Genomic DNA, 12,778 nt, shown 5'->3' with positions numbered 1-12,778 from the left:
GCCGTCTGGCTGCGGCTCGAAAGGCGACGGGAATGCGCGGTTATTTGGTCAGCCAAAGTTGCAAATGCTCAGCCACCGGTCCCAGCGCCAGCGCCGGTACGAAGGTCAATGCGCCCACCAGTAGTACGGTGCCGACCAGCAGACCGATAAACAACGGCCCGTAGGTTGGCAGGGTGCCGTTGCCCGCCGGCTGGCGTTTCTTGGCGCACAGTGAACCGGCGATCGCCAGTACCGGCAGGATCACCCCGAAACGGCCGACGAACATGGCAAAGGCCAGCAGCAGGTTGTAGAACGGCGTGTTGACGCTCAGCCCCCCAAAGGCGCTGCCGTTGTTATTGGCGGCAGAGGACAGGGCATACAGCACTTCGCTGAAACCGTGCGCGCCCGGGTTAAGAATGCCGGCACGGCCTACGTCAGTAGAGATGGCCAGTGCGCTGCCCAGCAGCACCAGGGTCGGTGTGACCAGGATCGCCAGCGCGGTCATTTTCATGTCATAGACGTCGATTTTTTTGCCCAGATATTCCGGGGTACGCCCAATCATCAACCCGGCGATAAACACCGTCAGCAGTACGAACAGCAGCATGCCGTACAGGCCGGAACCGACGCCGCCGAACACCACTTCACCAATCTGCATCAGCCACATCGGCACCATGCCGCCCAGCGCGGTGAAGGAGTCATGCATGGCGTTGACGGCACCACAGGACGCTGCGGTGGTGACCACCGAGAACATGCTGGTGGCGAGAATGCCAAAGCGCGATTCCTTGCCTTCCATATTGATGTTGCTGGCACTGCCCAACTCGCTCAGATGCGGGTTACCCGCCAGCTCGGCGAACATCACCACTACGACGGCCACGATGAAGATCAGCGACATCGCCCAGATCAGCGCATGGCCCTGACGGTTCTCACCGGCTACCCGGCCGAAGGAAAAGCACAGCGCACAAGGGATCAGGAAGATCGCCAACATCTGCACAAAGTTGGTCAGCACGGTCGGGTTTTCGAACGGATGAGCCGAGTTGACGCCGAAGAAGCCGCCGCCGTTGGTGCCGAGCATCTTGATCGCTTCCTGCGAGGCCACCGGCCCCATTGGCAGCGTCTGCTGCGCGCCTTCCAGCGTAGTGATATGCAGGTAAGGCAGGAAGTTTTGCAGCGTGCCCTGGCTGACGAAGAACAGCGCGATCAGCAGCGAGATCGGCAGCAACACGTACAGCGTTATGCGGAACATGTCGATCCAGGCATTACCAATGGTGGCGCTGGAACGGCGGGTGAAGGCACGGATCAACGCAAAGGCCACGGCGATACCGGTCGCGGCAGACAGGAAGTTCTGCACTGCCAGCCCGGCCATCTGGCTAAGGTAGCTGAGGGTGCTTTCACCGCTGTAGGCTTGCCAGTTGGTGTTGGTGACAAAGCTGACGGCAGTATTGAACGCCAGATCCCACGACAGACCAGGGAAACCCTGTGGGTTAAGCGGCAGTGAGCCTTGCGCCATCAGCAACGCGAACAGCAGCACCAGCCCGAGCAGGTTGAACCACAAGATCGCCAGCGCATACTGCCACCAGTTCATTTCAGCGGTGGTAATGCCACAGCCGCGCCAGACGGCGGCCTCCACCCGACGCAGAGCGGGTAAAGGCTCACCTTCGATCAGGCGTGCCAGGAAACTGCCTAACGGCCGGGCCAGCAGCAAAAGCACCAGCATAAAGCTGGCAATCAATAAAAAGGCTGAAGCTGCCATCAGAAATCCTCCGCATTGAACAGGGCATAAACCAGATAGCCCAACAGCAGCAGGACCAACAGCGCACCACCAATAACGCTGATACTCACAGGACACCTCCAGAGGTGTAGTTTTTGATATGGCGAGTGTAGGGAGGGCGGTAGAAAGAAGATGAAAAAATAGCGACGGCCGGTGTAAAAAAAGTATAAAAATGGCTGAAATTACAGCAGAAAATGACTTTTTAATGAGGGCGTGGTGAGCGGGAGGCGCATTTGGGGCAGGATTTGGTCATCGGCAAAGACGCTATGGGTATAAACAGGTGATAAATATCCACAATGTAACCAATGGTTAGTTAATTATTAACCTTGGTGTAACAAAATTACGTGATGGCGCATTTATTTGCGATTTTTTGACCGGTTTAGTGGTCGGATGAGTAGTAAACTTTCATCAATTGCGCTAAAATTTTGTCCAGTTACCAAATCATCCCGTTTTAATGGTTTACGCCAGTGCTGTTTCCAAGACAAATCAACGGCCGGGCGTTTTTAAGGAGGTTCGCATGTCTATCTACCCAGCTTATTCATTGCATCGGATTCTCCTGCGTCGCAGCGCAGTGATCCTGGCAGGTGTGTTGGCTTTACCGGTAATGCTTTTCCGCAGTGACCGTGCTCGTTTTTACAGCTATTTGCACCGCGTCTGGTCAAAAACCAGCGATAAACCGGTCTGGCTGCAGCAGGCGGAACTGGCGGCCTGCGATTTCTACTGATCGCCGCCGCTGTCCCCTGAAACCCTCGCTTCGCAGCGGGGGTTTTTTTATGCGTGTCGTTCAGTCATTGTGGCGGTAAGGTTCGTCTCCAGAGGGAAATTCCTCTACACTTTTAACATCATCCAACGCTGCGGGAGCCCAATATGAGTGACAAAATTCCGGTCGGGATCAGTGCCTGCCTGTTAGGTGAAAAGGTGCGTTTTGACGGCGGCCATAAACGGCTGGCCTTCGCGGTGGAACAACTGGCGCCCTATGTGCGGTTTGAGGCGATTTGCCCGGAAATGGCGATTGGCCTGTCGACCCCGCGCCCGGCGCTGCGGTTGATCAAAAAACAACATCATATCGCGCTGCGTTACAGCAATGACGACAGCATCGATGTGACCGACCAGATGCAGCAGTTTTCTACCCAGCGGATTGCCGCTTTGCAGCATCTGTGTGGCTACATTGTCTGCGCCAATTCGCCAAGCTGCGGTATGGAACGGGTGCGGTTGTATGATGAGAGCGGTGCAGGCGCACGTAAAAGCGGCGTCGGGTTGTTCACTGCAGAGCTGCAGCGCCAAATGCCCTGGCTGCCGGTGGAAGAAGACGGACGGTTGAATGACGCCACGCTGCGGGAAAACTTTGTTGAACGCGTTTATGCCTTGTATGAGTTGAACATGTTGTGGCGCAAAGGGCTGACTCGTGGTGGGCTGATCGCCTTCCACAGCCGTTATAAGCTGTCGCTGCTGGCGCACTCACAGCCGGAATACCGCGAGCTGGGGCGCTTTGTGGCAGACGTGGATAAATGGGAGTCGCTGGAGGCGTTCGCCATTGAATACCGCAGCCGCCTGATGAAACTGTTGGCGCACAAGGCGACGCGCCGCAACCACACCAACGTGCTGATGCACGTTCAGGGGTATTTTCGCAGTCATCTGAGTTCCGCGCAGCGTCAGGAGCTGGCGCAGTTGATCGACCGCTATCGGCAGGGCGTGCAACCGCTACTGGCGCCGATTACTTTGCTCAAACATTACATGGCCGAATACCCCGATCGTTATCTGGCCGATCAGCGTTATTTCGAACCCTATCCCGAGGCGTTGCGCCTGCGTTATGGCCACTGATTGACAAGGAGTTTTATGACCACGCATCTGGTCTGGTTGCGTAACGATCTGCGCATTACCGACAATAAAGCGTTGCATGCCGCTTGCAGCGATCCCGACGCCCACGTGCTGGCGGTGTTTATCGCCACCCCGCAACAATGGCGACAGCATGAAATGGCCCCCCGTCAGGCTGCCTTTATCCATGCCAACCTGCTGCAGGTGCAGCAGGCCCTTGCCGAACGGGGCATTCCGCTTGACTACCACCAGTGTGATGATTTTGCTGCCTCGGTTGACTGGCTGACGGCGTATTGCGCGCAACAGCAGGTGGACAGGCTGTTTTACAATCGCCAGTACGAAATCAATGAGCGCCAGCGCGACCAACGGCTGGAACAGCGTTTGTCCGGGCAGGTGATTTGCCAGAGCTTTGATGACAGTCTGCTGTTACCTCCGGGGAGCGTGCAAACCGGCGGTGGCGAAATGTACAAAATCTACACGCCGTTTCGTAAAGCCTTTATCCAGCGCCTGACTGAATCCGACGTTCAATCTTTGCCTGCGCCTAAACCACGGGCAGGCGGCGCGATGCCGGTAACCGCTACCCCAGAGGCATTTGATTATCCGCCGGCAGAGTTGAACGAGGATTTTCCCGCCGGGGAAGAAGCGGCGCTACAGCGGCTACGCAGCTTTTGCCGTGAGCAGGTGCAGGATTACCTTCAACAGCGGGATCTGCCCGCCATTGCCGGGACCAGCAGCCTGTCGCCCTATCTGGCGATTGGCGTGTTGTCGCCGCGCCAATGTTTTAACCGCTTGCGGGCTGAATGTCCGCAACTGCTGGAAAACCATGACAGCGGAGCCTTCGGCTGGCTCAATGAGCTGATCTGGCGCGAGTTTTATCGGCATCTTATGGTGGCCTATCCCGCGTTATGCAAGCACCGTCCCTTTATCGAATGGACGGATAGGGTACGCTGGCAAAATAACCGAGAACGGTTGCAGGCCTGGCAGCAGGGCGCGACCGGTTATCCAATTGTCGATGCTGCCATGCGCCAGTTGAATTCCACCGGCTGGATGCACAACCGATTACGCATGATCAGCGCCAGTTTTCTGGTGAAAGACTTGTTAATCGACTGGCGTACCGGTGAAAGCTATTTCATGTCACAGCTATTGGACGGCGATCTGGCAGCCAATAATGGCGGTTGGCAGTGGGCGGCCTCAACCGGCACCGACGCCGCGCCGTACTTCCGCATCTTTAACCCGACCACTCAAGGCGAACGTTTTGATCCGCAAGGCACTTTTATCCGTAAATGGTTGCCCGAGCTGGCGGATGTACCGGACAATGCTATTCATCAACCCCATCGCTGGGCGGAACAACAGCAGCGCGTGCTGGATTATCCGCTGCCGATTGTCGACCACAAGCAGACGCGGCTGGAGACACTGGCCGCTTTTGAAGCGGCGAAGCGCGGGGAATATTAAGGCAACAGCAAGGAGCGAAAATAATGATGAAAAAGGTGCTGGCCCTGTGCCTGAGCGGCTATTGCGCCCTGGCGCAGGCCGGCTTTGACGTGGTGGCGCTGGGTGTGGACGGCGGCGTCAGTGACGGCAATCTGACCTCCTACCTGATCCGCAGCGACAATCAGACGCAGTATCTGGCGCTGGATGCCGGCTCACTGCTACCGGGCATCGCCAAAGGGCTGGAGAAGGGCAGTTTCCCGCAGGTCACCCCTGAACTGGCTGCGCCTTATACCCCACAGGGCTATATATTCCGCCAGTTAATTGGCGCTTACTTTATCAGCCATGGTCATCTGGACCACGTGGCCGGGCTGATTATCGGTTCGCCGGAAGACGGTAAAAAGAATATCTATGCTCAGGTCGATACCATTCTCACCCTGCGTAATCATTATTTTAACTGGAAGGCCTGGCCCAACTTCACTGATTCCGGCAACGGTTCGCGACTGGGGACTTACCGGCTGCAAACGGTGCGGCCACAGCAGCGTGTGACTCTGGGCATGACCGGTTTGAGTGGCGTGATGTATCCGCTCAGCCATGACCGTTACCCTTCTTCGATGTTGCTGGTGTCCGATCGCAGCGGCTCTTTCGCTTATTTCGGTGATACCGGAGCGGACGCACTTGAGCAGTCGCGCAATCTCGATAGCGCCTGGCGTGCTCTGGGGCCATTGATTGAGCAGAAAAAGTTGAAAGGGATGATTATCGAAACCTCCTATCCCAATGAGGTGGAAGATAAAAACCTTTATGGCCACCTGACGCCGGCGTGGCTGCAAAAAGAGTTGAAAAATCTGACTCAGTACAGCGGCGGCGAAGGCTCGCTGAAAGATTTTCCGGTGGTGATCAGCCATATCAAACCCAGCCTGAAGCAGGGCGAAGACGTGCGTGGGACCATCAAACAGCAGTTGGAACAGGGTAACAGCCTGGGCGTAAAATATATCCTGATGGAACAGGGCGACCGGCAGACATTTTGAATTGAAGAGAGAACTCTATGCGTAACCTCGATCTGGAACAGTTGATCAACACAGAACTGAACACCGCCGCGTTTCAGGATTACGGGCCGAATGGCCTGCAGGTGGAAGGGCGAGCTCATGTGCAGCGTATCGTTACCGGCGTGACCGCCTGTCAGGCGCTGTTGGATGCGGCAGTGGCACATCAGGCGGATGCCATTGTAGTGCACCACGGCTATTTCTGGAAAAACGAAGCGCCCTCGGTTCGCGGCATGAAGCGCAACCGACTGAAAACGCTGCTGAGTAATGATATCAACCTGTACGCTTATCATCTGCCGCTGGACGCGCATCCGGTGCTGGGTAACAACGCGCAGTTGGCACATCTGCTCGGGATCCGGGTGATTGGCGAAGTGGAGCCGCTGGTGCCGCACGGCGAATTTGAGCAGCCATTGACCGGTATTGAACTGCAACAGCGCCTCGAGAGCCGTCTGGGCCGAGCCGTGCTGCACTGCGGCGATAACGCACCGGCGCATATCCGCCGTGTAGCCTGGTGTACCGGCGGCGGTCAGGGCTTTATCGACAGTGCCGCACGCTTTGGCGTTGATGCCTTTATCAGCGGTGAAGTTTCTGAGCAAACCATCCACAGCGCGCGCGAAATGGGTATTCACTTCTTTGCCGCCGGTCACCATGCCACTGAGCGCGGTGGCGTTAAGGCGCTCGGTGAATGGCTGGCCCAGCAACATGGCTTTGACGTGACCTTTATTGATATACCCAATCCCGCCTGATTATCCCCCCAGGATCCAGCCCGGTTTTTACCGTGGCTGAATCCTTTTAATAGCCTAATCCCTTATTTTCTCAAAGGTTGTTCTATTGACAGCCAGAGCGCTGTCGCGCATAACTGTTGTGTTTTCATCGCGATAATAATAAGGAGAAAAGGGTGCAACGAGCACGATGTTACCTGTTAGGTGAAAGAGCGGTAGTGCTTGAACTGTCGCCGCCGGTGACGCTGCCGAGCCAGCAGCGGATCTGGGCGCTGGCCGAAAAACTGAATCATCATCCCGATGTGCGTGAAGTGATACCGGGTATGAACAATCTGACCTTGCTGCTGCATACGCCGCAGGCCGACGCAGAAAAAATGCTGACGCTGTTGCAACAGGGCTGGGACAGCAAGGAAATCCTGGTGCCTGAATCACGCCAGGTGGATATTCCGGTGATCTATGGCGGTCAGGAGGGGCCGGATCTGGATGAAGTGGCCCGTCACACCGGCATGACGCCGCAGCAGGTGGTGGAATGCCACTCCTCAGCGGCCTATGTGGTCTATTTCCTCGGTTTTCAGCCTGGCTTTTCTTACCTGGGCGGGATGCCGGAAAAGTTGGCGACGCCGCGCCGCGCCGAACCGCGCTTGTCGGTGGCGGCAGGTTCCGTCGGTATCGGCGGCAGCCAGACCGGGATTTATCCGTTGGTCACCCCCGGTGGCTGGCAGTTGATCGGCCGGACTCCTTTGGCGCTGTTTAATCCTTATGAAATGCCGCCAACCTTGCTGCGCCCCGGCGATAGCGTGCGGTTTGTGCCACAGAAGGAGGGCGTATGCTGAAGATCTTGCGTGCGGGCATTTACACCACGGTGCAGGATCTGGGCCGTAACGGTTTCCGTCGTTTGGGCGTCAGCCAGGGCGGGGCGCTCGACGAACCTGCGCTGAGGATCGCCAACCTGCTGGTGGGCAATGCTGCCAATGCCGCCGGGCTGGAAATCACTCTTGGGCAATTTAGCGCCGAATTTACTCAGTCAGGTTGGATCGCTCTGACCGGTGCCGGTTGCGATGCGCAACTCGATGGCAAACCGCTGTGGACCGGCTGGCGCTATCCGGTCAATGCGGGCCAACAGCTGATACTGAAAACGCCAAAACGCGGTATGCGCACCTATCTGGCGATCAGCGGAGGCATTGCGGTAGCGGAAATACTCGGTTCGCGCAGCACCGATAACAAAGCCGCTTTTGGCGGGCTGGAAGGGCGCAACCTGCGGGATGGCGACAGCCTGCCGCTGGGGCAAAGCTATTCATTGCCAAAGCAGAGTTTTGGTGTGAAGCAACCGCTGTTCAACAACCGCATCCGTGCGTTGCCGGGGCCGGAATATGATGAATTCAGCGCAGAGGCGAAAGAGGCTTTCTGGCGCACCGCCTGGCAACTGAGTCCGCAGAGCAACCGTATGGGCTATCGTCTACACGGCAGCCATGCGTTGAGCCGCACCACTGACCGGGAAATGCTATCGCATGGTCTGTTACCGGGAGTCGTACAGGTACCGCATAACGGCCAGCCGATCGTGTTGATGGCCGATGCGCAGACTACCGGTGGTTACCCGCGTATTGCCTGCGTGATCGAGGCCGATCTCTACCATTTGGCGCAGATCCGTCTGGGTGAGGCCATCCACTTTGTTCCCTGTACTTTGGCCGAGGCACAACGCGCCAGGGTTGAGCAGGAGCACTTTATCCAACAGATTGCCTGGGGGTTAGATGATCGTTGATTTGAATGCCGATCTCGGCGAGGGCTGCGCCAACGATCAGGCGCTGCTGCAACTGGTCAGCTCGGCCAATATTGCCTGCGGTTTCCACGCCGGGGATGCGCAAACCATGCGTCAATCGGTGCGTTGGGCACTGCAGTACGGCGTAGCTATTGGTGCGCACCCGAGTTTTCCCGATCGCGAGAACTTTGGCCGTACCCGGATGCAGCTACCCGCGGAAACGGTCTATGCCCAGGTGGTCTATCAACTGGGCGCGCTGGCCGCGATCGCCCGTGCCGAAGGCGGAGTGATGGTTCACGTCAAGCCACACGGCATGCTTTACAACCAGGCGGCTGTGGAGCCGGAACTGGCGCAGGCCATCGCCCGGGCGGTGAAAGCGGTCGATCCGACGCTGCGGCTGGTGGGATTGGCTGGCAGTGAGCTGATCCGCGCCGGTGAAGAACAAGGACTGGTAACACGGCAGGAAGTGTTTGCCGATCGCGGCTATCAGGCCGACGGTACTTTGGTACCGCGTGGCCAGCCGGGGGCGCTGATTACCAGCGACGAACTGGCACTGGCGCAAACGCTGGAAATGGTGCGTCATCATCGGGTTCGCACCCTGAACGGCACATGGGCCGCCGTTCAGGCCGAAACCGTCTGCCTGCACGGCGACGGTGAGCACGCGCTGGAATATGCGCGCACGCTGCGCGAACGTTTTGCCCTGGAAGGCATCAGCGTCAGCGCAGAATAAAAATAATTAAATACATGCAACACAAACACACAACACAAACACACAACACAATATTACCCAATGAATTTCGAGTTGCAGCTAGGCGCCCAGCTCGCTCATCCCCAGGCGCTTACTTTAGTAAGTAACTGGGGTGGGCTAGTGCAGGTAACAACGCTGCGGCTTGAAAGGCGAAGGGTAAAAGGGAGATATAATGGAACAGGCCGTTAACCTTTGGCCACTGATTGGTATAGCTGCCATCGTGGTTGGATTTGTTTTACGCTTTAACCCGGTGCTGGTGGTGATTGCCGCCGGCATTATCACCGGGCTGGCAGCACTGATGCCGCTGGATACGATCCTGGAAAAACTGGGTGAAGGCTTCCTCAATACCCGTAACCTGCCGCTGATTTTGCTGCTGCCACTGGCGGTGATCGGCCTGCTGGAACGTCACGGGCTAAAAGAACGTGCGCAGGCGTGGATCGCCAAGATCAAAAGTGCCACCGCCGGACGTTTGCTGATCGTCTATCTGTTTGTGCGTGAAATTACCGCTGCCATGGGGCTGACCAGCCTGGGCGGTCACCCGCAAATGGTGCGTCCACTGCTGGCACCGATGGCCGAAGGGGCAGCGGAAAACCGTTATGGTGAGCTGCCGGAGCGTACGCGCCACCGCCTGAGGGCGATGTCTGCCGCCACGGATAACGTCGGGTTGTTCTTTGGCGAAGATATTTTTGTCGCCTTCGGTGCGATCATCTTCATGCACAACTTTATGCTGGAATCTGGCGGCATCCAGACCGAGCCGTTGCATATCGCCTTATGGGGTATTCCTACCGCCATCTTTGCCTTCCTGATCCATGCGTTCCGGCTTTACCGGATGGATAAACAGCTCAGCGCTGAACTGTCGCAGCTCAACCAGGCGGCGCTGCAGGCCAAAGGAGATGCCCAATGACTTTCCAACAACAATATCTCTACTGGCTGGCGGGCGTTGTACTGTTGATCGTGGCGGTGATGTCTTTCCGCGATCGTGCCAACCCGCGCCGCGTCACCACGGGTCTGTTCTGGGCGTTGTACGGCCTGATTTTCCTGGTCGGTGACTGGACCTATAGCCTGTTGGGTGACGTGCTGGGTGAGGGCAGCAATGAGAAACGCATGCTGCATATCATCGTCGGCGTGGTGGTGGTGATCATGGCGTTAATCGCCGGTTTCGGCGGCGTGCGTCTGGGCAGTTATCACCAACGTACCCCGCAGCAGCGTGAGGAGAGCGCCAAGCGTTTGGGCAACCGGCTGTTTATTCCGGCGCTGGCGATCCCGGTGGTAACGGTGATTGGCGTGCTGTTGTTCAACAATATTCCGGCGCTGCAAACCGCGGTCTTCGGCAGTGGCAACCACGCCACCCTGATTACTTTGTTCTCGATGACCGCCGGCTGTTTGCTTGGCCTGGTTATCGCAGTGAAAATGACCCATGAAAAAGCGCTGCAACCGATCCAGGAAGCGCGTCGCCTGCTGGACTCCATCGGCTGGGCATTTATTTTGCCGCAAATCCTCGCCACGCTGGGCCTGCTGTTTACCGCTGCCGGCGTTGGCACGGCCATTTCTCATCTGACCCAGGAGTATCTGGCGGTAGATAACCGCTTTATCGCAGTGGCGGTTTACGCCATCGGTATGGCGCTGTTGACCATGATTATGGGCAACGCCTTTGCGGCTTTCCCGATAGTCACCGCGGGTATCGGTATCCCGATCCTGGTGCTGCAGCACGGTGGTAACCCGGCGGTGATGGCGGCCATCGGCATGTTTTCCGGCTATTGCGGCACGCTGATGACGCCAATGGCTGCTAACTTTAATATTGTACCGGCGGCGTTGCTGGAACTGCCGGACAAGAATGCGGTGATCAAGGCACAGATCCCGACCGGGGTGCTGCTGCTGTTAGTCAACGTATTCCTGCTTTATTTCCTGATGTTCCTGTAAGGAGAACGCATGCAAAAGGTATTGATCACGGGCTTTGAGCCCTTTGGCGGCGAACGCGTTAATCCTTCGTGGGAAGTGGTAAAGCAACTCAATGATATGGAACTGGCCGGTGCGCGCATTATTGCCCGCCAACTGCCTTGTGTGTTTGGCACGGCGCTGGAAGCGCTGAATGCGGCGATTGATGAAGTGCAGCCGGTGATGGTGTTGGCTATCGGCCAGGCCGGTGGGCGTACCGACATCACTATCGAACGGGTGGCGATCAACGTTGATGATGCCCGTATCCCTGATAATCAGGGGCAGCAACCGATCGACGAGCCTATCGTTGAAAGCGGACCGGCGGCCTATTTCAGCACGCTGCCGATCAAGGCCATTGTCGACTCGATGCGCGAAGCGGGGATTCCTGCCTCGGTATCGCAGACAGCAGGTACCTATGTCTGCAACCATGTGATGTACGGTCTGTTGCACCGTTTAAACGGTCAGCAGGCCATCAAGGGCGGGTTTATTCATATTCCTTATCTGCCGGAACAGGCTGCCGCACACCCTGGTGCACCGAGTATGGCGGCGACCACGGTATTGTTTGCCCTGGAACTGGCCATTTCTATTGCGTTACAGGTTGAACACGACCTGAAAGTGGTCGGCGGCGCGACGCATTAATCGCAGTTATTCCCCGGCGCGGCCTGTTGCGCCGGGGTCCATTCAGGAGTTTTCATATGCCGGAAGGACCGGAAATTCGCCGGGCGGCGGATGCACTGGCGGCGGCGGTACTCGACCAGCCACTGACCGAAGTCGGTTTTGCCTTTCCCCAGCTTAAACACTACCGCGACCGGTTAATCGGTGAGCGCATTATCGCTATTGAACCACGGGGTAAGGCGCTGCTGACCCATTTTTCCAATGGTCTGACGCTGTATAGCCATAACCAATTGTATGGCGTGTGGAAAGTGGTGAACGCGGGGGAGACGCCGGAAACCAAACGGGATCTGCGCGTGCGGCTGGAAACGGCGGATCGGGCGATTTTGCTGTACAGCGCCTCGGAGATTACCGTCGGGCCGCGTGAGGAAATCGAACAGCATCCGTTCTTGCAACGTATTGGCCCCGACGTACTGGATATGACGTTAACGGTGGCCACGGTGGAGCAACGCTTGCTGTCACCGGCGTTTCGCCGCAGACAACTGGGCGGCATGTTGCTCGATCAGGCGTTTCTCGCCGGGCTGGGCAACTACCTGCGCGCTGAAATCCTCTGGCAGGCCGAACTGGCACCCCAGCATAAGCCACAGGATCTGCAACCTGAGGTTTTACAGCGGCTGGCGGAGGCGTTACTGGCAGTCCCACGTTTGTCTTATCAGACGCGTGGGCAGGTGGATGAGAACCGCCATCATGGTGCGTTGTTCAGTTTTAAGGTGTTCCACCGCAGTGGCGAACCTTGCGAGCGTTGTGGTGCGATGATCGAGCGCACGACGCTGTCTTCGAGGCCCTTTTATTGGTGCCCGGGTTGTCAGAAATAGGTTATTCAATGTTTCCCCTCACCCCGACCCTCTCCCCAGGGAGAGGGCAAAAAAAACCGCCCATCGGGCGGCTTTTGCTGCAATACGTAGGGTAAAG

14 protein-coding genes are annotated in these 12,778 nt (G+C 57.2%); 12 read left to right on the top strand and 2 right to left on the bottom strand.

The window, feature by feature from the left end:
* Positions 1-40 precede the first annotated feature (40 nt).
* Positions 41-1,729, bottom strand: a complete 1,689-nt coding sequence (gene kdpA, locus FCL49_RS08635) for a potassium-transporting ATPase subunit KdpA (protein ID WP_174353197.1) — start codon at positions 1,727-1,729, stop codon at positions 41-43.
* Positions 1,729-1,818, bottom strand: coding sequence for a K(+)-transporting ATPase subunit F (locus FCL49_RS08630; protein WP_004949718.1), 90 nt, complete (start codon positions 1,816-1,818; stop codon positions 1,729-1,731). The genes kdpA and FCL49_RS08630 overlap by 1 nt, the downstream gene beginning before the upstream one ends.
* A 446-nt stretch (positions 1,819-2,264) precedes the next feature.
* On the opposite strand from FCL49_RS08630, the gene FCL49_RS08625 reads away from it, so the two are divergent.
* The 12 genes from FCL49_RS08625 to nei all read left to right on the top strand — a co-directional run bounded on the left by FCL49_RS08625 (position 2,265) and on the right by nei (position 12,681).
* Positions 2,265-2,471: a YbfA family protein gene (locus tag FCL49_RS08625; protein WP_012005686.1), complete on the top strand. Its 207-nt coding sequence runs from the start codon at positions 2,265-2,267 to the stop codon at positions 2,469-2,471.
* A gap of 143 nt (positions 2,472-2,614) precedes the next feature.
* Positions 2,615-3,568, top strand: coding sequence for a YbgA family protein (locus FCL49_RS08620; RefSeq protein ID WP_174353196.1), 954 nt, complete (start codon positions 2,615-2,617; stop codon positions 3,566-3,568).
* Positions 3,569-3,583: 15 nt separating this feature from the next.
* Positions 3,584-5,014 (top strand): deoxyribodipyrimidine photo-lyase, encoded by a 1,431-nt coding sequence (gene phrB / locus FCL49_RS08615; RefSeq protein ID WP_174353195.1) that lies wholly within the window; start codon positions 3,584-3,586, stop codon positions 5,012-5,014.
* A 23-nt stretch (positions 5,015-5,037) separates the two neighbouring features.
* Positions 5,038-6,018 (top strand): MBL fold metallo-hydrolase, encoded by a 981-nt coding sequence (locus FCL49_RS08610; protein ID WP_174353194.1) that lies wholly within the window; start codon positions 5,038-5,040, stop codon positions 6,016-6,018.
* A gap of 17 nt (positions 6,019-6,035) precedes the next feature.
* Entirely contained in the window at positions 6,036-6,779 is a 744-nt protein-coding gene (locus FCL49_RS08605; protein WP_174353193.1) for a type 2 GTP cyclohydrolase I, read from the top strand.
* Between the two features lie 152 nt (positions 6,780-6,931).
* Complete coding sequence (pxpB, locus tag FCL49_RS08600; protein WP_174353192.1) at positions 6,932-7,588, top strand: 5-oxoprolinase subunit PxpB; 657 nt, start codon at positions 6,932-6,934, stop codon at positions 7,586-7,588.
* A complete protein-coding gene (gene pxpC, locus FCL49_RS08595; RefSeq protein ID WP_174353191.1) occupies positions 7,582-8,514 on the top strand; it encodes a 5-oxoprolinase subunit PxpC in 933 nt (310 codons plus the stop codon). Before pxpB ends, pxpC begins: the two co-directional genes overlap by 7 nt.
* On the top strand, positions 8,504-9,241 hold the full coding sequence (pxpA, locus tag FCL49_RS08590) for a 5-oxoprolinase subunit PxpA (RefSeq protein WP_174353190.1): 738 nt from the start codon (positions 8,504-8,506) through the stop codon (positions 9,239-9,241). The genes pxpC and pxpA overlap by 11 nt, the downstream gene beginning before the upstream one ends.
* A 190-nt stretch (positions 9,242-9,431) precedes the next feature.
* Positions 9,432-10,163 carry a DUF969 domain-containing protein gene (locus FCL49_RS08585; protein WP_012005694.1) on the top strand — a complete coding sequence of 244 codons (732 nt, stop codon included), beginning with the start codon at positions 9,432-9,434 and terminating at the stop codon, positions 10,161-10,163.
* Complete coding sequence (locus FCL49_RS08580) at positions 10,160-11,179, top strand: DUF979 domain-containing protein (RefSeq protein WP_174353189.1); 1,020 nt, start codon at positions 10,160-10,162, stop codon at positions 11,177-11,179. The genes FCL49_RS08585 and FCL49_RS08580 overlap by 4 nt, the downstream gene beginning before the upstream one ends.
* A 9-nt stretch (positions 11,180-11,188) precedes the next feature.
* Positions 11,189-11,833: a pyroglutamyl-peptidase I gene (gene pcp, locus FCL49_RS08575; protein WP_135315545.1), complete on the top strand. Its 645-nt coding sequence runs from the start codon at positions 11,189-11,191 to the stop codon at positions 11,831-11,833.
* 56 nt (positions 11,834-11,889) lie between these two features.
* Positions 11,890-12,681, top strand: a complete 792-nt coding sequence (nei, locus tag FCL49_RS08570; protein ID WP_174353188.1) for an endonuclease VIII — start codon at positions 11,890-11,892, stop codon at positions 12,679-12,681.
* The last annotated feature ends 97 nt before the right edge of the window (positions 12,682-12,778 follow it).

Origin of the sequence: Serratia proteamaculans (genome assembly GCF_013337185.1) — a bacterium.
In the GTDB taxonomy this organism is placed as follows: Bacteria; Pseudomonadota; Gammaproteobacteria; order Enterobacterales; family Enterobacteriaceae; genus Serratia; species Serratia proteamaculans_D.
This window is presented reverse-complemented; position numbering and strand designations above follow the sequence as displayed.

What these genes read in the sequence shown, in the direction of transcription:
- kdpA (WP_174353197.1), bottom strand. Translation starts at nt 1,729, where the DNA reads ATGGCAGCTTCAGCCTTTTTATTGATTGCCAGCTTTATGCTGGTGCTT.
- FCL49_RS08625 (WP_012005686.1), top strand. Translation starts at nt 2,265, where the DNA reads ATGTCTATCTACCCAGCTTATTCATTGCATCGGATTCTCCTGCGTCGC.
- FCL49_RS08620 (WP_174353196.1), top strand. Translation starts at nt 2,615, where the DNA reads ATGAGTGACAAAATTCCGGTCGGGATCAGTGCCTGCCTGTTAGGTGAA.
- phrB (WP_174353195.1), top strand. Translation starts at nt 3,584, where the DNA reads ATGACCACGCATCTGGTCTGGTTGCGTAACGATCTGCGCATTACCGAC.
- FCL49_RS08610 (WP_174353194.1), top strand. Translation starts at nt 5,038, where the DNA reads ATGATGAAAAAGGTGCTGGCCCTGTGCCTGAGCGGCTATTGCGCCCTG.
- FCL49_RS08605 (WP_174353193.1), top strand. Translation starts at nt 6,036, where the DNA reads ATGCGTAACCTCGATCTGGAACAGTTGATCAACACAGAACTGAACACC.
- pxpC (WP_174353191.1), top strand. Translation starts at nt 7,582, where the DNA reads ATGCTGAAGATCTTGCGTGCGGGCATTTACACCACGGTGCAGGATCTG.
- pxpA (WP_174353190.1), top strand. Translation starts at nt 8,504, where the DNA reads ATGATCGTTGATTTGAATGCCGATCTCGGCGAGGGCTGCGCCAACGAT.
- FCL49_RS08585 (WP_012005694.1), top strand. Translation starts at nt 9,432, where the DNA reads ATGGAACAGGCCGTTAACCTTTGGCCACTGATTGGTATAGCTGCCATC.
- FCL49_RS08580 (WP_174353189.1), top strand. Translation starts at nt 10,160, where the DNA reads ATGACTTTCCAACAACAATATCTCTACTGGCTGGCGGGCGTTGTACTG.
- pcp (WP_135315545.1), top strand. Translation starts at nt 11,189, where the DNA reads ATGCAAAAGGTATTGATCACGGGCTTTGAGCCCTTTGGCGGCGAACGC.
- nei (WP_174353188.1), top strand. Translation starts at nt 11,890, where the DNA reads ATGCCGGAAGGACCGGAAATTCGCCGGGCGGCGGATGCACTGGCGGCG.